Here is a 20,383-nt window from a genome sequence, read left to right on the forward strand (position 1 = left end):
AATCTCCAGTAATAAACGGCCCCTGACAATAAGTAAAAAAAATAGAGAATAAAAAAGTATATTATTTTTCTTTATATCATAGGCATTGGGAAAGATATTCTCGTAACTGATATCAAATTCATTTCGGTTTCCCGGGGATTTTGTTTTTATATGAATTTTAGATTCAAAAAGCTCGATACTTTGTGACTTAAAAAGACTTTTCTGTAATAATTTTATGATAAAATAATAAATACGGATATACCTGCTTTATACAACAACCATCATAGACATATAATAGTTGGCACAGTGTAGCGCATTGAGTAGTAGTATTTCTTTATTGGAAAATGTTTCGAATCTTTCTGTCGTCGTAATATGGTATTCGTAATGAAGAGCGCTCCATTTCAGGTGTGGCTTCATTACAAAAAGCTCTTCTCCCTGCTGACTGATCATAACAAATGATTCTTTGAACATTCCTCTGTGTTTAAAAAGATATCCTTCTTTTATGCCGTCAAAATACGTTTGTATAACAATTTCACCGTTCCAGTTCATACGGAATTTCAAAATGACTCTCTCATTATCTTTAAGTTCAATGGTTGTGCCCCAAAAACCTTTGGGTTCTACATGATAAAAGCGGTTTTTAATTTCAATTTCTGCATTAAATGTAAACCAGCTTTCATAAATAAGTCTTCCCATTAAGAGGCTGTCTCTTGTCAGTTCAAAAGATAAAGAATCATTTAATTTCGCGTAATATTCCGGCATGGTAGTTTTTGATTTGGTGGAGTTTTCAGATTTTTATAATAACATTAATATGTTGTATTTTTTGCCCCTCTAATTTATGCAATCTCTTAAATACAACAAAATTTATCCTGTTTTTTAACAAGTTAAGTAAAAACCCCGCAAGAAAACTTACAGGGTGATACGATCTGTTTTTGTAATCAACTATATTGTCATTACATTCAGTGAGCTTGCATTATCTTTACCTGTCCATACCATCAGACCCTGACTGTTTAAATAGCCAATGTTTGGTGCGAAGTATGAAGTATCGGCAAGTATTGTTTTATTTGAAAAATTTACACCATTAGGACTTCTCAAAATGTTTAATCTGTTCTGAGCATCGGTTCCTGCCCAGGCTAATACTAAACTCCCATTAACATTATTAATATTGGGAGTTTTATAACTGGTCTCTCCTAATGTAACTTTATTAAACCAGCTTGTCCCATTAAAAGCAATAATATTCAGTTTATGTGCTGCATCCGTACCTGCCCACGCAAGTAATAGATTATTTCCTAGCTGACAAATGGAAGGCCCGTCGACAGATGCTTCGTTTAAAGTTATTTTTTCAGTCCAGATACTTCCATCTGCAGATTGAAGAATATTCACATGACGATCATTGTCAGTTCCTGTCCAGGCTAAAAAAAGCTTTCCGTTAACACTGCAAATGGAAGGACTACAGAATGAGGTCTCATTCAATGTGATTTTATTTTTCCAAATTTTCCCATCTGTAGAAGACATAATATTTAATCTATTGTTACCTACTCCCCTCCATGCCAGAAAAAGGCTGCCATTCATAGAAGTTATTGAAGGGCCGGATAACGATGTTTCTTCCAGTGTAACTTTATCAAACCATACCCGGGTTCCAAGCGTCTGCATAACATTTAAATGATGTTCATTATCTGTACCTGTCCAGGCAAGATATCCGGTATTATTAAGATTAGTCAATGCAGGCTGACCTGTAGCTGTATCTGCTAAGGTTGTTTTTGCGCCTCTTCCGCCATAAACAGAAGAAATACCGGCTATATCATCCGGATGTAAATCTCTGCGAATTCCCGAATAATAAGCATACATAACGGATTCGGCAACATTTGAATGAGCCAGACCGAGAGCATGCCCAATTTCGTGTAATGCTACCGACCACAGGTCATAGCCTGTTGGCGGGTTATTCAAAGACCAGGTTTCATCACCATCAAAATGAATATCTCCGGCAAGATCTCCTCCGTTTGGAGGCGGGAAGAAGCCATGAGCTAATGTTCCGTTAGGTCCGTCAAACGGGCTTCCGTCGCCATGGTCTCTTTTTGCAAACTTTATAAGAATATCTGCATATCCTGTTGTTTCTGTAAATGTAAGGAAACAGGAAGTGCTCCATGATTCAAAAGCCTTTCTTATGGCATTCACTATTTCAGATGTACTCAGGTCAGCCGTATAATTTTGAAATGCAAAGGTTAAATTTGTTTTTCCCCATTTATTTCCCTGAATGACAAAGTAGGCTATCATTCCTGTTTGCCGGTCAAATAATCTGTGATGATCCGGATTTCCACAGCGGGGTGTATTCATCAGATTTACCGTTTCTTCTGTAAGAGTGCCTGATTCTTTTAAATTGTAGAACCTCTGAAAAGCTTTTAAAGCTGATTCTGTCTCCTCATCAAAATGATCTCCTTCAGATCTAAGCAACGAGGCATCCGCCAGATAAGCCCTATTATGATGGTTTTTCTCTCCGGAATAAAGATAACCGAAGGATTTAAGATAGTCTTTCAAAGCAGAAACATGGCCTCCGCTTTCATTCATTTTTGTTCCGATTTTAAAATTTTGAGTTTCCATTTTTTTAGATTATTAATTATTGTGGATGGCCTATCAAAGGTAGCCCGTATACCATCATGCATCAATTACCCTTTTGTGGTATTTATATTAAGTACACAAAAACCCCCGCAAGAAAATCTTACGGGGGTTACATTATTTATTTTTATCCGGATTACATGGTCTCCATTTTGAAGCTCATGCTTTCGATTACTTTCAGGATAGCCTCTACCGTATCCATTGAAGTTAAGCAAGGAACACCGTTTTCCACGCTCATTCTTCTGATCTGGAATCCGTCTCTTTCAGCCTGTTTCCCTTTTGTAGTGGTATTCACAACATACTGAACTTTTCCTTTCTGGATCAGATCGATCAGGTTTACATTTTCTTCCCCGATTTTGTATCCGATTTTACAAGGAATTCCTTTCTCTTCAAAGAACCTTGCAGTACCTTCCGTGGCCCAGATTCGGAATCCTACTTCATGGAATCTTGCAGCAAGGTCCGCAGCCTCTGCTTTATGCTTGTCTGCTACTGTGAACAAAATTGATCCATGCATCGGGACTTTTCTTCCTGCTGCTACCAATCCTTTGTAAAGTGCCTTTTCAAGGGTGGTATCTTTCCCCATAACCTCTCCTGTAGACTTCATTTCAGGGCCTAAAGAGATGTCTACCTTTGTCAGTTTAGAGAAAGAGAACACTGGAACTTTTACAAATACCCCTTCTTTGTTTGGAACCAGCCCGTGGCTGTATCCAAGATCTTTCAGTTTTTGTCCTAAGATGGCCTTTGTCGCAAGATTAGCCATCGGAACTTCAGTGATTTTAGATAAGAAAGGAACTGTTCTTGAAGAACGTGGGTTTACCTCGATTACATATACATTTCCTTCGAAAAGAACGTACTGGATATTCATTAATCCGATTACATTCAGCCCTTTTGCCAGTCTTTGGGTGTAATCTACCAAAGTATCAATTTCACTTTGAGACATATTCTGTGGAGGATATACTGCGATTGAGTCTCCGGAGTGAACTCCCGCTCTTTCGATATGTTCCATAATCCCTGGAATTACTACTGTTTCACCGTCGCATATAGCATCTACTTCGATTTCTTTTCCTACCATATACTTGTCAACCAGAACCGGGTGTTCAGGACTTGCCTCTACCGCATGCTCCATATAGTGAGCCAGCTCTGCTTCCGCATATACAATTTCCATTGCTCTACCTCCAAGAACGTAGCTTGGACGTACCAATACCGGATAACCGATTTCGTTAGCAATTTTGATGGCTTCTTCTTTAGAAGTTGAAGTTCTTCCTTTAGGCTGAGGAATTCCCATCTCCTGAAGTGCTTTTTCAAATTTATCTCTGTTTTCGGCTCTGTCAAGATCTTCCAGTGAAGTTCCTAAGATCTGTACTCCGTGAGAAGCTAATTTATCCGCAAGGTTGATTGCTGTTTGCCCTCCAAACTGTACGACTACTCCTTTAGGCTTTTCAAGCTCTATGATGTTCATTACATCTTCTTCAGTCAATGGTTCAAAGTATAATTTATCAGAGATGGAGAAGTCTGTAGAAACCGTCTCAGGATTATTGTTGATAATGATTGCTTCATATCCCATTTCCTTGATGGCCCATACTGAGTGAACCGTTGCGTAGTCAAATTCTACTCCCTGTCCGATTCTGATAGGACCTGAACCTAAAACGATGATTTTTTCTTTATCAGAAACTACACTTTCGTTTTCTTCTTCGTAGGTTCCGTAGAAGTAAGGCGTTTCGCTTTCAAACTCAGCGGCACAGGTATCTACCATTTTATAAACCGGCATTATTCCGTTTTCTTTTCTGAAGTTGAAAACTTCACGCTCTTTTACCTCCCAAAGAACGGCGATATTGATATCTGCAAATCCTAATCTTTTGGCTTCAATTAATATTTCTTTATCAAATTTATTTTCAGCAATTACTTTTTCGAAATCAACCAGTTTTTTTAGTTTCCAGATAAAGAACTTGTCAATTTTGCTCCATTCTACAATCTGTTCCCAGTCGTATCCTCTTCTTAAAGCATCCCCGATAATAAATAATCTCTCATCATCACAAACTCTGATTCTTCGTTCAATTTCTTCAGCAGTAAGCGCCTGAGCCTGTTTGGTCTTTAGTCCCAGATGTTTGATTCCGGTTTCTAATGAACGGATGGCTTTCTGTAATGATTCTTCAAGGTTTCTCCCGATTGCCATTACTTCACCGGTTGCTTTCATCTGGGTAGAAAGTCTTCTGTCCGCCGTTTCAAATTTATCGAACGGGAATCTCGGGAATTTTGTCACTACATAATCCAGTGCCGGTTCAAAACATGCGTATGTTTTTCCTGTCACCGGGTTCATAATTTCATCCAGTGTCAATCCTACAGCAATTTTTGCAGCAATCTTTGCAATCGGATATCCTGTTGCCTTACTTGCCAGTGCTGATGAACGGGATACTCTAGGGTTTACCTCAATAATATAATATTCGAAAGAGTGTGGATCCAGCGCCAGCTGAACATTACATCCGCCTTCAATTCCCAGTGCTCTGATGATTTTTAGAGAAGCATTTCTCAGTAACTGATACTCTCTGTCTGAAAGGGTCTGAGAAGGTGCTACTACAATAGAGTCTCCTGTGTGAACACCTACGGGGTCTATATTTTCCATGTTACAAACTACAATCGCGTTGTTGTTTGCATCACGCATTACTTCATATTCTATTTCTTTGAAACCGGCGATTGATTTTTCAATAAGACACTGAGTAACAGGACTGTGTTTTAGTCCCAGTTCAGCAATTTCTTTTAATTCGGCTTCAGTAGAAGCGATACCTCCTCCGGTACCTCCCATCGTAAATGCAGGACGAACAATTACAGGATATCCGATTTCGTCTGCGAAAGCAAGTGCACCTTCTACTGTGTTTACGATATCTGATTCAGGAACCGGCTCATTCAGTTCTCTCATCAGCTCACGGAAAAGATCTCTGTCTTCTGCTCTGTTGATTGCAGAAAGCTTAGTTCCCAATACTTCCACTTTACATTCTTCAAGAATTCCTGATTTTTCCAGCTCAACAGCCATATTCAGACCAGTCTGACCTCCAAGTGTTGGTAATAATGCATCCGGACGTTCTTTTCTGATGATGTGGCTTACAAACTGTAATGAAATCGGCTCGATATATACTTTATCAGCGATTTCCACATCTGTCATGATTGTTGCAGGGTTTGAGTTGATCAAAATTACCTTATAGCCTTCTTCTTTCAAAGACAGACAAGCCTGCGTTCCTGCGTAGTCAAATTCAGCCGCCTGACCAATGATGATAGGTCCTGAACCGATTACTAAAATTGTTTTTATATCTGTACGTTTTGCCATTTTTCTTTTTTTATTAGAGTCAAGAACCTAGAGCCAAAAGCCAAGATTTCCAGACTTTATTTTAAATTATATTTGAATGTATAAATCATTCTTTGAATTTCAGAAACTTCATTTAGTAAAGCGTTTACTTTTTCTTCAGATAAAAGATCCAACTCTTTTACCAAAATCAACTGAGTTTGTAATTCAAATGCAGAACCTAAAGCAATAGCAAGAAAATGATTAAACTCTTTATTGCTATTTCTTCCAGAACCTTCAGCAATATTAGACGGAATAGAAATAGTACACCTTTTAATCTGTGAAATTAAACCATACTTTTCGTCACTACTGATCTCTGGGCAAATAATATATATCTGCTTTGCCAACGCAATAGATTTCTGCCAGAAAAGTAATTTTTCAAAGTTATGCATGTCCTTTTTCTCTTAAGTCTTGATTCTAGGCTATGGGTTCTTGGTTCTGTTATCTTACTTCTTAAAATCCTCCATCATTTGAATGAACTCATCAAACAGGTAGTTTGCATCTTCAGGACCAGGGCTTGCTTCAGGGTGATACTGAACGGAGAAGCAAGGGTGGATTTTGTGTTTTAATCCTTCGTTGGTTCTGTCGTTCAAAGCGATGTGTGTTTCGATAAGGTCTGTTCCTTTCAAACTTTCCTGATCTACCGCATATCCATGGTTTTGAGAAGTGATTGCTACTGTATTTTTCTCTAAATCCAGTACAGGGTGGTTTCCTCCTCTGTGTCCGAACTTCAGTTTAAACGTTTTTGCTCCGCAGGCAAGACCGATTAATTGGTGTCCTAAACAGATTCCGAAAATAGGAACTTTTCCTAATAAACCTCTGATCATGTCTAATGCATGTGGTACATCTTCCGGATCACCAGGACCGTTGGAAAGCATGATTCCGTCCGGGTTCATCAGTAAAATTTCTTCAGCTGTCGTATCCTGAGAAACCACGATAATGTCACAGTTTCTTTGAGACAGTTCTCTGATAATTCCCAGTTTTGCTCCGAAATCTACCAATACTACTTTGAAACCTCTGTTTGGATTGGCATAAGGTGTTTTTGTAGAAACCTCTTCCACCTGATTCGTTGGGAAATGAGTTGACTTCAGTTCAGAAGCAACTGCAGTTTCATCTGCATCGGCATTTACGATTTTTCCTTTCACTACTCCGGAGTTACGAAGAATTCTGGTCAGTCTTCTTGTATCGATTCCTGAAATTCCCGAAAGGTTTTTCTTTTTAAATAATTCATCTAAAGTAATCTGAGTACGGAAATTGGAAGGAAGATCGCACAATTCTTTTACGATAAGCCCTTTAATCGCCGGCTCAATACTTTCATAATCATCACGGTTAATACCATAATTTCCGATAAGCGGATAGGTCATACAAACTATCTGACCACAATACGATGGGTCAGAAATCAATTCCTGATACCCTGTCATTCCGGTATTGAAAACTACTTCCCCTGCAGTTTCCAATTCTGCTCCGAAACCTTCTCCATGAAACACTTCACCGGACTCCAGTATTAATTTTTTCTTCATTTTTCTATTTAGATTTTCTATTTTTTTTTATAAACAAGTCGCCTCTACGAGGCTTTGGATGGTTATGTCCTTTATTTCCATGGGATTCACCCATTGCGATTATCAGGTCGCTCCTACGGAGCTCGCTGATTGTTTGTTTTTACCAATTCATCACTAAGACTCACTGGCTATTAACAGGTCGCCTCTACGAGGCTCCTTGGCTCTTATTTAAAAGTATACCCTTTACTTTCCAATGCTTCTTTTAAAATGGCCATTCTAGCGAATACCCCGTTTTGCATTTGTCTGAACACTCTGGACCTTTCGCATTCTACTAAGTCTGAATCTATTTCTACTCCTCTGTTGATGGGTGCAGGATGCATAATGATGGCTTCTTTTTTCATCGCCTGCTCTCTTTCTTTGGTCAGACCATATTTTTTATGGTATTCGGAAGCGGTAAAACTCATCGCATCATCATGTCTTTCATGCTGAATTCTGAGCAACATCAGCACATCTACTTCAGCGATCAGTTCATCTACTGAAAGATATGTTCCGTTGATCAGGGCTCCTTCATCAAACCATTGTTCCGGTCCTGAGAAATATACTTTAGCGCCCAGCCTTCTTAAAGCTTCTGCATTTGAGTTGGCAACACGGCTGTGTTTTACATCTCCTACGATTCCTATTTTTAATCCTTCAAATGTTCCGAATTCCTGATAAATGGTCATCAGATCCAGCATACATTGTGAAGGGTGATTTCCTGTTCCGTCTCCTCCGTTGATCACAGGAATCTTAATATTTTTTAATTCTTCAAAATATCGGTCCTTCTTATCACGGATCACTACTAAGTTGACTCCGATACTTTCAATCGTCTTTACTGTATCATAAAGAGTTTCCCCCTTGTTTACCGAACTGTGAGAAGCATCAAAAGGAACAACCTGTAGTCCCAGTTTTCTTTCTGCAAGATCAAAACTTGTTTTCGTTCTTGTACTGTCTTCGAAGAAAAGGTTTGAGCAAAAAACTTCTCCTACAATTTTGGCAGTTTTACCGTTTGCAAAAGCCAGTGCTTCTGTCAGTATACTGTTGATTCTCTCGGTGCTTAGTTCTGTAATCGTAAACATAATTCTTATTTTTGGGCATAAAAAAAGCGAAGACAACTATCTTCGCTTAATAACAATAAATATCGTAAAGGGCGCTTTCGCCCGGTAAATCTAATGATATAAATGCTTTTTTATTCATTAGGTGCAAAGATACAAAAAGTTTACGAACCTACAAAAACAATGTTTCAAAAAAATTTAAAACATTTGTATTTTCCTTATTCTCATTTAAAATTAATATTTTTGTTACTATTCAAATTAGTTCTATGGATTTAAAAGACAAAATGATTCTCAGCATTATTCAGGAAGACTCTACGTTATCTGTTAAGGAAATTTCAGAAAAAATTGGTCTTACCTTTACGCCTACGTATGAACGAATCAAACAACTGGAGAAACAGGGGATCATTGAAAAATACGTTGGTCTTTTAAACCGTGAAAAGCTGGGTTTAAATATTGTAGTCTATTGTAATGTTCGTCTCAAGGAACAATCCAAAAAAGTGTTGGAAACTTTCGAAAAGAACATTGGAAAACACGATGAGGTTCAGGAGATCATCAGTCTTTCCGGTGAATATGACTATATGCTGAAGATTATTGCTAAAGACATCAATTCTTATAATGAGTTTGCCGTTAATATAATCTCCAATCTTCCCAACATCGGACAATACCATAGCTCCATTGTCCTTCATGAGGTAAAAAAATCGACCAAATTTAAAATTGATCTGGAATAGCTTTCTGGTTTCAAACCATTGTATTTCAATTTCACGTGCTGAAAATCTTTGATTTTCCTGTGCTTAAAAGCAATCTGTATATTATTGCTTGTGTTTTACGTTTTCTACGTTTTTGATTTTTATCATCTTTGATTTTGTTACCACGCAAAGGCTCAAATGATTTTGCATACTTGATGTTATAAGAGGTAAAGATTCCATATCCGATACAATTTTTAAACCTGCATCGAATTCAAAGAACAGAATACAATAAAACCATTAAGATAACTTAAGCAGGTAAGATTTATTAAGATTAAGGATTCACAAACGATTGTAAGGCAGTGTACTAAAAATAATTTTAGAAATTCACTGATTCCGCTTAAGTTTTTTCCATGACCTTAATGGTTTATATTCTATTCTAACCCAATAATTTATTTTTCAGCTTATTGAACTGATATTCTATTTTATCAAGACAAAGATTTCCTAAACTTCCCTGATGGGTATGATCCAGATTTCCAGGTTCAAACTCAAATACATTGTTTTCAATCTCTTGCCCTACCTTTACATAAGCATCACGGAAAGAGCTTCCGTTTTTAACTTCTTCATTAATCTTCTCTACACTGAAAATGTATTTATATTTTTCATCTTCAAGAATTCCGTCTTTCACCTGAATATTAGGTAATGTATAACTTAAAATCTCCAGACATTCCTTTAGCGAGTCAATAGCAGGGAAAAGAATCTCTTTTGTCAGCTGTACATCTCTGTGATATCCTGAAGGAAGATTATTCGTTAACAGGATCAGTTCATTCGGTAATGCCTGAATCCGGTTACATCGTGCACGAACCAATTCAAAGATATCCGGATTTTTTTTGTGCGGCATAATGCTGCTTCCCGTTGTAAATTCTTTTGGAAAACTAATAAAATCAAAGTTTTGATTCAGATACAAACATACATCATAAGCAAACTTCCCAAGTGTTCCCGCTAAAGTAGCCATTGACATAGCCAATAGTTTTTCTGATTTCCCACGGGTCATCTGAGCGTACACCGAATTATAATTCATAGACTGGAATCCTAAATTATAGGTAGTGCTCTCACGATTGATTGGAAAAGAGGAACCATATCCCGCTGCCGAACCTAACGGATTTTTATTGATGATGTTTTTTGTTGAAAACAGCATCTCCACATCATCCAGAAGTGCTTCAGCATATGCTCCGAGCCACAGTCCGAAAGACGAAGGCATAGCAATCTGTAAATGGGTATATCCCGGAAGTAAAACCTTCTTATGCTGATCCGCCAATTGAATTAAAATCTGAAAAAATTCATCCGTAAGCGCTGTAATTTCGCGAATCTCATCCAGCAGATACAGTTTAATATCCAATAAAACCTGATCATTTCTGGATCTTGCCGTATGAATTTTCTTTCCCGTATCCCCTAATTCTTCAATCAGGATCGCCTCTACCTGAGAATGGATATCCTCAGCTTCTTGATCAATCTCAAAACTCCCATCTTCAATTTTATTTAAAATAGAATGTAAAACCACTAACATCTGTTCAGATTCTTCCTGAGAGATAATACCGGTTTCTGCCAGCATTTTACAATGAGCCATAGATCCTTTGACATCATATTTTGCCAAACGCTCATCAAAGTCAAGATCTTTCCCGACTGTAAAATTATTAACTAATATATTGGTGGCAAGGTCATCCTTCTGCCATATCTTTTTCATAAGTAAATACTTTTTTACAAACCATCTGCAATTGCAGTTCTCATCTGCTGAAAAATTGCATGAATGGCGATTTTATAATAATTTGATTTAAAATATCTGTTGGTTTTGACTTGCCCAGCACGGCGATCCTTATTACTATTAACTATAAAAAAACATTTCCTCATTACAAGTTTTCATTTTTAATTTTCTTTTTTGCATAAATCCTTATTAAAAACTTAAACTTCATCCCTGCTGAGCGGAGCCAAAACATATTGTATATTGTCGGAAGCCTGAAGCCGGAGGCTGGAAGTTAATAACAAACCCGATAACTTCCATTCTTCCCTTTTCCAATTTTTATAATATTTTTTCCAAAATCCGGATATAGATATCAATTCCTTCTCCTATTTCATGGATATAAATAAATTCATCTGCCGTATGAGAGCGCCTACTGTCTCCGGGGCCTAACTTCACGGATGTACACGGAATAATAGCCTGATCTGATGATGTCGGCGATCCGTACGTTGTCCTGCCCATTTCAAGACCAGCCATTACAAACGGATGATCCATTTCAATTTTTGAGGAATTCAACCTGAAAGATCTTGCAGTAAGGGTAGATTTCATCTGCGACTGAATAATTTCAAAAGCTTCTTTATTAGAATATTCATCAGTCACTCTTACATCCAGCGTGAAGTTACACGACTCGGGAACCACATTATGCTGTACACCTGCGTGAATTCCTGATAATGTTATTTTTACTTCCCCCAGATATTCTGAAACTTTTGGAAATTTAAAGTCTAAAATATGCTGCAGATCCATCATACATTTTACAATTGAATTGTCATCATTAGGATGAGCGGCATGAGAAGGAGTACCTTTCATCTCCCCATCGATCACCAAAAGTCCTTTTTCTGCAATCGCCAGATTCATCTGCGTGGGTTCTCCTACAATGGCGAATTCTACGTTAGGTAGCTGCGGAAATAAAGCCTCGATTCCATCAAATCCTGAAATCTCCTCCTCTGCCGTCAAAGCAATAACTAAATTATATTTTAAATCTTCTTTATTATAAAAATGTAAAAAAACCTGAGCCATAGACACCAGAGAAGCTCCGGCATCATTACTGCCCAATCCAAATAATTTCCCGTCTTTTTCAACAGGTACGAAAGGATCAAGCGTATAAGCTTTATTAGGCTTCACGGTATCATGATGTGTATTCAATAACACGGACGGCTTGAATACATCAAAGTTTTTATTGACCGCCCAGATATTATTTTTAAAACGTTTCGTAGGGATCTGATGCTTTTTAAAAAAATTCTCAATCTCCACGGACGTATTGAATTCATCTTTACTGAATGAAGGAATTTCAATCAAATTTTTAAGTAATTCAACTGCGTTATTTAATAATTCTTCTTTATTATAAACAGATTTCAGTTCCTGCATGATGATTCTCTATATGATTTTTTAATTCGGTTTCTTTAATCAGAAATACCTTATTTACATTATTTTTTATCGCTCCGAGAGCATTCTCAAGTTTGGGCAAAATTCCTTTATGCAATTTTCCATGTTCTTTCAATACTGAAAACTCTTCTTCATTCACCCTTTTGATTACAGATTCCGGATCATTGACATCTTCCAGCACTCCTTCTTTATCAAAACAGTACAGCAATTCTACTTCATATTTTTCAGACAACGCCTGTGCTATTACAGAGGCAATCGTGTCGGCATTAGTATTAAAAAGGTTTCCTTTTCTATCATGGGTGATCGCAGAAAACACAGGAACAAGATCAAGCTTGATTAGTTTTGAAACCAGTTTTTTATTCACGCTTTTCTTATTGATATCCCCTACAAACCCAAAGTCAATTTCAGGATCTTCTCTTTTCTTAGCTTTGATCAAATTCCCGTCTGCTCCTGAAAATCCTATGGCATTGCATTTTTTCTGTTGTAGCTTTTCAACAATATTTTTATTAATCCCACCTGCATATACCATCGTTACAATATCCAGTGTCTCTTTATCGGTAATCCTCCTTCCATTGATCATCTTCTGTTCTATACCAAGTTTATCAGCCAGTGTAGTGGCTAATTTTCCTCCGCCATGAACCAGGATCTTCTTTTCATTAATTCCGGAAAACTGATCTAAAAACTGATCCAGTAATCGTTCATCATCAATGAGGGCTCCGCCTATTTTTATGATGTATATTTTCTGTTTCATTTTTATTTAACATGTATTGTATCGACAGACTCTCTTCTATCTTGGTTAAATCGTCCTTTCAGGACTTTATATTATATATTGTTTAAAATTTCACTGAATACCGCCTGTGCAGAGAAAATACGGTTTTTCGCCTGCTGATAAATGATTGAATTTTTGCCATCCATCACCTCATCACTTAGCTCTACATTACGACGAACGGGCAGGCAGTGCATTACTTTCGCATCATTGGTATTGGCCAGTTTTTCATTGGTAAGCATCCAGTCTCCTTTTACTTCAGGCATGGCAGCATAGTTATCAAATGAAGACCAGTTTTTTACATAAATAAAATCTGCATCTTTTAGCGCTTCCTCCTGATTATGAATGACTTTGATATCTTTTGTGAAGTTTTTATCAAGATCATAACCTTCAGGATTAGCAATCACCAGCTCTACATCCATTTCCTGCATCCATTCAGCAAAAGAATTTCCTACAGCATGTGCAATTGGTTTAATATGCGGTGCCCATGTTAAAACCACTTTAGGTTTATGTTCTTTTTTCCAGTTTTCTGTAATTGTAATACAGTCGGCCAGGCTTTGCAGCGGATGGCGTGTTGCAGATTCCAGGGAAATAACAGGAACTTTAGCATGTTTTTCAAACTGGCTCAGAATACTTTCATTGACATCATCTTCCTTGCTTTTCATGCCTGCAAAACAACGCACAGCAATGATGTCACAATATTGATTCAAAACTTCTATGGCATCTTTAATATGCTCTACCGTATCCCCGTTCATCACGGCTCCGTCTGCAAATTCAAGATTCCATGCTTCCTGTGCGGCATTAAGTGTTAATACATTCAGACCCAGATTCTGTGCTGCAATCTGACTGCTTAAACGGGTTCTTAAACTTGAATTTAAAAATACAAGACCGATCGTTTTTCCTTTCCCCTTATCTGTTTCAGTAAGAGGATTTTCTTTTATTTGTAAAGCTTTTTTTATGATTTCCTGTAAGTTCTCAACATCACTTACAGAGGTGAATTTTTTCATTTCTTTTGATTTTAAAGATTTTGTTTACCCATTTTTTGAGGATTTAGATTTCTAAATATTCTCCAGTACTGCTTTCAGAGCATTGATGAAAATATCCGTTTCCTCTTTTTTGATATTAAGTGCAGGAAGAATCCTCAACACACTTTTATCATTTGAATTTCCGGTGAAAATATGATGATCGAAGAGTAAGCTTTTCCTTACCTCTGAACAATCTCTGTCCAACTCTATTCCGATCATCAGCCCTTTCCTTCGGATGGATTTAATATGTGGTAAATCTTTAATTTCATTTTCAATATACACTCCCATTTTTCCGGCGTTTTCAATCAGATTTTCATCTTTCATCACGTCCAGAACAGCAATAGATGCGACACAAGCTAAGTGGTTTCCTCCAAATGTAGTCCCAAGCAAACCATTACTCGCCTGGAATTTTGGATGAATTAAAACTCCTCCGACAGGAAAGCCATTCCCCATTCCTTTAGCCGTTGTAATGATATCCGGTTCTATCCCGAACTCCTGATGTGCAAAGAAATAGCCGCTTCTTCCGTATCCTGACTGTACTTCATCCAGAATTAAAACAGCATCATATTTTTCACACAATTCTTTAATTTTAGATAAAAACGCTGCCGTCGGAATCATAATTCCGCCTACTCCCTGAATTCCTTCAATAATCACAGAAGAGATTTCATTCCCGTGGAGTTCAAAGTTTTTTTCAAGCTGTCCGATATCATTCCATTCCGATTTGATAAATCTTTCTGAAAAATTCACCGGTGCAACAATTTTAGGATTATCCGTTACAGAAACTGCCGCTGAAGTTCTCCCATGAAATGAACCTGAGAAATAAAGCACTTTGCTTTTCCCATTATGGAAAGAGGCCAGCTTTAAAGCATTTTCATTAGCTTCAGCTCCTGAATTACATAAAAAAAGATTGTAATCTTCATAGCCTGAAAGCTTTCCCAGCTTTTCTGCTAACTCAGTCTGTAACTCGTTCTGAACAGAATTAGAATAAAAAGATATTTTCTCTAATTGCTCTTTCAGCTTATTTTGATAATGCGGATGATTATGTCCGATTGAAATCACAGCATGACCTCCGTAGAAATCAAGATATTGCTCCCCTTTATCATCCCAAAGAAAAGATCCCTGAGCTTTAACCGGATGGATATTGAATAATGGATATACGTTGAATAAATTCATTTTAATTGATAGTTAGTTGAGTTAGTTACTCATTAATACATTTCACGTTGCATATTAAAACGCTATAGGTTTTAAATTCAGCCCTGCATTTTCCTCCCAGCCCATAGCGATATTCATATTCTGAACCGCCTGTCCCGAAGCTCCTTTTAACAAATTGTCAATCGCTGAGTGAATAACGACAACATTCCCACTCTTCTCGATCTGAATCACACAGCGATTGGTATTGACAACCTGCTTTAAATCAACCGCCCTTTTACTTACCGTTACAAAAGGCTCCTCCGCATAAAACTCCTGATACAATTGTTCTATTTCCTCCAACGTCATATCCGTCTTCATAGTGGAACTTGTAAAAATCCCTCTTGCAAAATCTCCTCGCCATGGAACAAAATTCAGGTTTACTTCTTTATTATTAAATGAAATCAACTGTTGTAAAATTTCATCAACATGCTGATGGGCTAAGGTTTTATAAGCCGATACATTATCATTTCTCCAGGTAAAATGTGTCGTTGCCTGTAAAGATTGTCCGGCTCCCGTAGATCCCGTAATCCCCGTTGTAAAAACCTCATTCAACTTTCCTTTTCCAGCCAGCGGTAATAAAGCCAGCTGAATGGCCGTAGCAAAACATCCGGGATTGGCAATACTCTTCGCTCCCGCCAGTTGTTTTTTATTAATTTCGGGCAGTCCGTAGATAAAATCTCTATTCTCGAAATTTCCATCCAGACGGAAGTCATTCCCTAAATCAATGACTACAGTCTCCTCTTTAACCGGATTTTGAGTCAGCCAGTTTTGACTTTCCTTATGCGGAAGACATAGAAAAAGAATATCCACCTCTTCAGACTGGTTAGTTAAAACCACTTCACAAACCGCCGTTAAATCCGGGTACAAATCCGATATTCTTGTCCCCGAATTCGAACGACTATATAAAAAACTCAATGTCACATAAGGATGGAAAGCCAGCAAACGTATCAGCTCACTTCCCGTATAACCGTTGGCTCCAACTATTCCTACTGTTTTTTTCATATTGCTTCAATAGAATTCTGTTCTATTGTTGATTAAATTGTTCCTTCGGAACTAGTTGATATTTTGGTTAATCTGGTGATATATATTTAAGGAATTACTTACGATTTTAGTATAGCCTTTTACATCATCTCCTGTCCACGCTCTGTTAGCTTCTCCGTAGCTTCCGAATTTATCAGACATTAAATCATGATCAGACTCAATTCCGTTTAAAATAAATCGATAAGGATGAAGCGTTACAAATACCTTCCCGGTTACTGTTTTTTGAGAATCCGTTAAAAAAGTCTCGATATTTCTCATCACAGGATCCAGGAAAAGAGCTTCATGAAGCCAGTTTCCATACCAGTCGGATAGCTGAGACTTCATCATTTGCTGATATTTTGAAAGCGTATGTTTTTCCAATAAATGATGCGCCTTAATAATTACTGACGCAGCCGCAGCTTCAAATCCTACTCTTCCTTTAATTCCTACAATCGTATCTCCAACGTGAATATCACGACCAATTCCATATACAGAAGCCAGTTTTTCTATTTTTTGAATAGCATACACAGCATGCTCAAAGCTTTCTCCGTTTACTGCAATCACCTCTCCGTTTTTAAACTCAATTTCCAGTTCTGAAGGCTGAGTTTTTTCTATTTGAGACGGAAAAGCTTCTTCCGGTAAATAATTCCGCGAAGTCAAGGTTTCTTTCCCACCTACAGAAGTACCCCAAAGCCCTTTATTCACAGAATACTGAGCTTTATGGAATTCCATTTCATAGCCATGGGTTTTCAAAAACTCAATTTCTTCCTCACGGGATAAAGCCATGTCACGAATAGGCGTAATAATTTCCACATCAGGACACATCACCTGAAAGATCAGATCAAAACGAACCTGGTCATTTCCGGCCCCCGTACTTCCGTGAGCGATAGCATCAGCATTGACCTCTATTGCATATTTTGCAATTTCCTGTGCCTGGATGGTACGTTCAGCACTTACAGAAAGAGGATAGGTATTGTTTTTCAATACATTCCCGAAAATCAAATATTTCACACAAGAATTGTAATAATCTTCCTGAGCGTCTACGCACCTGTATGCTTTCACCCCAAGGTTTAAAGCTTTTTTCTCCAGTTCTTTTTCTTCTTCTTTAGAAAAACCTCCGGTATTTACAGTAACTGCATACACATCATACCCCAGTGTTTCACTAAGATATTTAGCACAGTAGGAAGTATCCAGACCTCCACTAAACGCTAAGATGACTTTTTTCTTCATAATATTCATTTTCAGGCTGATTGTTTACAACCTCATTTTTTTTTATATTGTCCGGAACAAATAACATTGCTGTACAAAGACAGTTCTTACGTTCCTTCATCATTAAAATTTCATAATTCACACAGTTCTTGCAACCGTTCCAAAACTCTTCATCCTGTGTCAGTTCAGAATAAATCACCGGTTTATATCCCAAATCACTATTGATTTTCATTACCGCAAGACCTGTTGTCAATCCGAAAACTTTAGCTTCCGGATATTTTTCTCTAGATAACTGGAAAACTTTATGTTTGATCTGAGTAGCCACTCCCCCGTTCCTGAATTTCGGCGACACGATCAGTCCCGAATTGGCAACAAACTTCCCATGCGACCAGGTTTCTATATAACAGAAACCTACCCACTCACCGTTTTCAGTGGCTACCACAGCATTGCCTTCTGAAATCTTTTTACTTAAATATTCGATAGAACGTTTTGCGATCCCCGTTCCTCTTCGCTGTGCAGAATCATACATTTCCTGCTGTATTTCACTCACATACATTAGATGTTCGCATGAGGAAATTTCTATTTCCATTTATTTATCTAAATTTTTTGACAAATTTAAAATATAATTTCTTTTAAATCCAAATAAAAAAGATATTTTTTTTGTTTTAAAAATTTAAACAGGTAAAATTATCTTTAACCAAAAATATACATTTGCTAAATTATTATATATTTGCTAAAATATTATAGTTATGGATAATACCTGTCCTAAATGCAAGAGTAACAAGATTGTAAAAAGCGGAATTGTCAATGAAAAACAAAGATTTCACTGTAAGAACTGCAATTATTACTTCACCGTTAAAAAACTGGGAAAACAGATTGACGATTATTATGTAACCAAAGCATTACAGCTCTATCTGGAAGGTTTAAGCTACCGCGAAATTGAAAGAATTATCGGTGTTTCCCATGTTACCATAAGCTCATGGATTAAGAAATACAACATCACAAGACCCCCACACTCAGAATTCCATCCGGTATATAAAATACTAAAACAGAACGAACTGGCAGAATACATCGCACAGGAAGAAAACATTAAAAATGCCGGAATTATCATCACTCAGTTCGCCGATAAGTACATGCTGATCAAATGGGAAAGGTTTAAGAAGTAAGCAAAACCTGATATTTAGAGGCACCATAAACAACAATAAAACACTAATTATCAGCAACATATATATTTGAAAACCAATCAAATCATATTCAGTTATTGCAGGCAGTAAAAAATAACTATACTATTACCAATAATATATATTAAATTTTCATAACTAAATTATTAATTACAATTTGGTATTCACAAAAAAGAACACCAAAAATTGATAATTTATGAAGAAATTACTTACATTTATTGGGGTAGTCTTAATCAGTGGATCATTATATTCGCAAGGTTCTCCTGATTATGGCAGTGGCTTAAAGCTGAACCTTAACCCTGACGGAGATAAGTTTATCAGATTTATTCTCTGGGACCAGCTTTGGCTGAGGAACACTTCCATGAATCCCGGAAGTATGGTGGGCGGAGAACCTACAGACAACAGCTGGAGTATAGGAAACAGAAGATTAAGAGCCTTAACGTATGCCCAGATTTCAAAAAGATATATGATCCTCCTTCATTTCGGAATCAACAATCAGACATTTATTAACGGCGGCGCTTCCGGAACTTCCGGAACAGGAGGTTATGGAAACGGAAAGAAAACCCAATTGTTTTTCCATGATGCCTGGAACGAATATGCAGTGATTTTACCTGGAGAAGCTGGAAAATTCAGTTTATCATTAGGGGCCGGACTTCATTACTATATGGGACTTTCCCGAATGACCATGGCTTCTACCCTGAACTTCCTTACCGTGGACTCCCCGGTTTTTTCATGGCCTCTTATCGACAACTCAGATCAGTTCGCCAGGCAATTAGGAATGTTTGCCAAAGGTAAATACGGCAAATTAGAATACCGTCTCAGCCTAAACAAGCCTTTTGCAACAGATTTGACTCCGGTGAATGTAACAGATCCTTCAAAAGCTGTGGCCGTGGACAATAATGGTAATCCAAGTTTTTCAAAAGCAGGTTATTTTGAGTATCAGTTTCTTGATGAAGAATCCAACACATTACCCTTCAAAGTAGGCTCTTATCTGGGAACTAAAAAAGTATTCAATGTCGGAGCTGGTTTTTATCATCAGGCCGATGGCACGAGAACTTCTGTCAATTCAACTATAGAAAAACACGACATTACCCTTTTCGCTGTGGATGCTTTCGCAGACATTCCTTTGGGAGAAGCCAAAAATAAAATGGCAGTTTCCGCCTATGCCGGATATTACAATTATAATTTCGGACCTAATTATGTAAGAAACCTGGGTACCATGAATATTGCAGCTTCTGATCCTAATTTCATAGGTAACAAAGCCATTGCAGGCCCTGGAAATCTACAACCCACCATCGGAACAGGTAATATTATCTACGCACAGGCCGGTCTGCTATTACCCAGTCAGGCAGAAAAACCAAAAATCAGAATACAGCCTTTTGCAGCTTACACTCATAAAAGTTTTGAAGCATTCGATAAATCATCTTCTCAATTTGACGTGGGAGCCAACTGGTTTATCGACGGACATCATGCGAAAATTACCACACAATACTCTACGAGACCAGTGTACACTAATCCTACGGAAAGCCCGTCTTCAAAAGGAGAATTTATTGTACAGTTCCAGATCTATTTATAAACCCGGGATGAATTAACACCTATTCCACTAAAACTAATCAA

General features: G+C 37.5%; 17 protein-coding genes. 3 read left to right on the plus strand and 14 right to left on the minus strand.

Translation table 11 applies throughout. The features are described from left to right. Window positions 1–246: 246 nt before the first annotated feature. The 6 genes from JO178_RS02965 to JO178_RS02990 form a co-directional block, all read right to left on the minus strand. Window positions 247–738: a hypothetical protein gene (locus tag JO178_RS02965; protein WP_291931386.1), complete on the minus strand. Its 492-nt coding sequence runs from the start codon at window positions 736–738 to the stop codon at window positions 247–249. A 180-nt stretch (window positions 739–918) separates the two neighbouring features. Further along, complete coding sequence (locus JO178_RS02970) at window positions 919–2,574, minus strand: matrixin family metalloprotease (RefSeq protein ID WP_291931389.1); 1,656 nt, start codon at window positions 2,572–2,574, stop codon at window positions 919–921. Between the two features lie 151 nt (window positions 2,575–2,725). Then, window positions 2,726–5,908, minus strand: a complete 3,183-nt coding sequence (carB, locus tag JO178_RS02975; protein ID WP_291931392.1) for a carbamoyl-phosphate synthase large subunit — start codon at window positions 5,906–5,908, stop codon at window positions 2,726–2,728. Window positions 5,909–5,964: 56 nt separating this feature from the next. After that, complete coding sequence (locus JO178_RS02980; protein WP_291931395.1) at window positions 5,965–6,315, minus strand: four helix bundle protein; 351 nt, start codon at window positions 6,313–6,315, stop codon at window positions 5,965–5,967. Between the two features lie 54 nt (window positions 6,316–6,369). Then, a complete protein-coding gene (locus JO178_RS02985; RefSeq protein ID WP_291931398.1) occupies window positions 6,370–7,443 on the minus strand; it encodes a carbamoyl phosphate synthase small subunit in 1,074 nt (357 codons plus the stop codon). 203 nt (window positions 7,444–7,646) lie between these two features. Then, on the minus strand, window positions 7,647–8,537 hold the full coding sequence (locus tag JO178_RS02990) for an aspartate carbamoyltransferase catalytic subunit (RefSeq protein ID WP_291931401.1): 891 nt from the start codon (window positions 8,535–8,537) through the stop codon (window positions 7,647–7,649). Between the two features lie 242 nt (window positions 8,538–8,779). Between JO178_RS02990 and JO178_RS02995 the strand changes: the two genes are divergently transcribed. Next, window positions 8,780–9,241, plus strand: coding sequence for an Lrp/AsnC family transcriptional regulator (locus JO178_RS02995; protein WP_291931404.1), 462 nt, complete (start codon window positions 8,780–8,782; stop codon window positions 9,239–9,241). A 394-nt stretch (window positions 9,242–9,635) separates the two neighbouring features. Here the strand turns inward: JO178_RS02995 and argH are convergent, their stop codons facing one another. The 8 genes from argH to JO178_RS03035 all read right to left on the minus strand — a co-directional run bounded on the left by argH (window position 9,636) and on the right by JO178_RS03035 (window position 18,174). Then, the gene (argH, locus tag JO178_RS03000) at window positions 9,636–10,940 is read right to left on the minus strand and encodes an argininosuccinate lyase (protein ID WP_291931407.1); all 1,305 of its coding nucleotides are present in this window, start codon (window positions 10,938–10,940) and stop codon (window positions 9,636–9,638) included. 333 nt (window positions 10,941–11,273) lie between these two features. After that, a complete protein-coding gene (locus JO178_RS03005; protein ID WP_291931409.1) occupies window positions 11,274–12,356 on the minus strand; it encodes a M20 family metallo-hydrolase in 1,083 nt (360 codons plus the stop codon). Then, window positions 12,331–13,125 carry an acetylglutamate kinase gene (gene argB / locus JO178_RS03010; protein ID WP_291931412.1) on the minus strand — a complete coding sequence of 265 codons (795 nt, stop codon included), beginning with the start codon at window positions 13,123–13,125 and terminating at the stop codon, window positions 12,331–12,333. Before argB ends, JO178_RS03005 begins: the two co-directional genes overlap by 26 nt. A 71-nt stretch (window positions 13,126–13,196) precedes the next feature. Next, a complete protein-coding gene (locus tag JO178_RS03015; RefSeq protein WP_291931415.1) occupies window positions 13,197–14,147 on the minus strand; it encodes an N-acetylornithine carbamoyltransferase in 951 nt (316 codons plus the stop codon). Window positions 14,148–14,198: 51 nt separating this feature from the next. Next, complete coding sequence (locus tag JO178_RS03020) at window positions 14,199–15,338, minus strand: aminotransferase class III-fold pyridoxal phosphate-dependent enzyme (protein WP_291931418.1); 1,140 nt, start codon at window positions 15,336–15,338, stop codon at window positions 14,199–14,201. Window positions 15,339–15,392: 54 nt separating this feature from the next. Then, window positions 15,393–16,358 carry an N-acetyl-gamma-glutamyl-phosphate reductase gene (argC, locus tag JO178_RS03025; protein WP_291931424.1) on the minus strand — a complete coding sequence of 322 codons (966 nt, stop codon included), beginning with the start codon at window positions 16,356–16,358 and terminating at the stop codon, window positions 15,393–15,395. Between the two features lie 51 nt (window positions 16,359–16,409). Beyond that, the gene (locus tag JO178_RS03030; protein ID WP_291931427.1) at window positions 16,410–17,606 is read right to left on the minus strand and encodes an argininosuccinate synthase domain-containing protein; all 1,197 of its coding nucleotides are present in this window, start codon (window positions 17,604–17,606) and stop codon (window positions 16,410–16,412) included. Then, complete coding sequence (locus tag JO178_RS03035) at window positions 17,578–18,174, minus strand: GNAT family N-acetyltransferase (protein ID WP_291931430.1); 597 nt, start codon at window positions 18,172–18,174, stop codon at window positions 17,578–17,580. Before JO178_RS03035 ends, JO178_RS03030 begins: the two co-directional genes overlap by 29 nt. A 160-nt stretch (window positions 18,175–18,334) precedes the next feature. Between JO178_RS03035 and JO178_RS03040 the strand changes: the two genes are divergently transcribed. Further along, complete coding sequence (locus JO178_RS03040; RefSeq protein ID WP_291931433.1) at window positions 18,335–18,751, plus strand: helix-turn-helix domain-containing protein; 417 nt, start codon at window positions 18,335–18,337, stop codon at window positions 18,749–18,751. Window positions 18,752–18,962: 211 nt separating this feature from the next. Further along, window positions 18,963–20,342, plus strand: coding sequence for a porin (locus JO178_RS03045; RefSeq protein ID WP_291931437.1), 1,380 nt, complete (start codon window positions 18,963–18,965; stop codon window positions 20,340–20,342). The last annotated feature ends 41 nt before the right edge of the window (window positions 20,343–20,383 follow it).

The organism is Chryseobacterium sp., assembly GCF_019236175.1.
Lineage (GTDB): Bacteria > Bacteroidota > Bacteroidia > Flavobacteriales > Weeksellaceae > Chryseobacterium.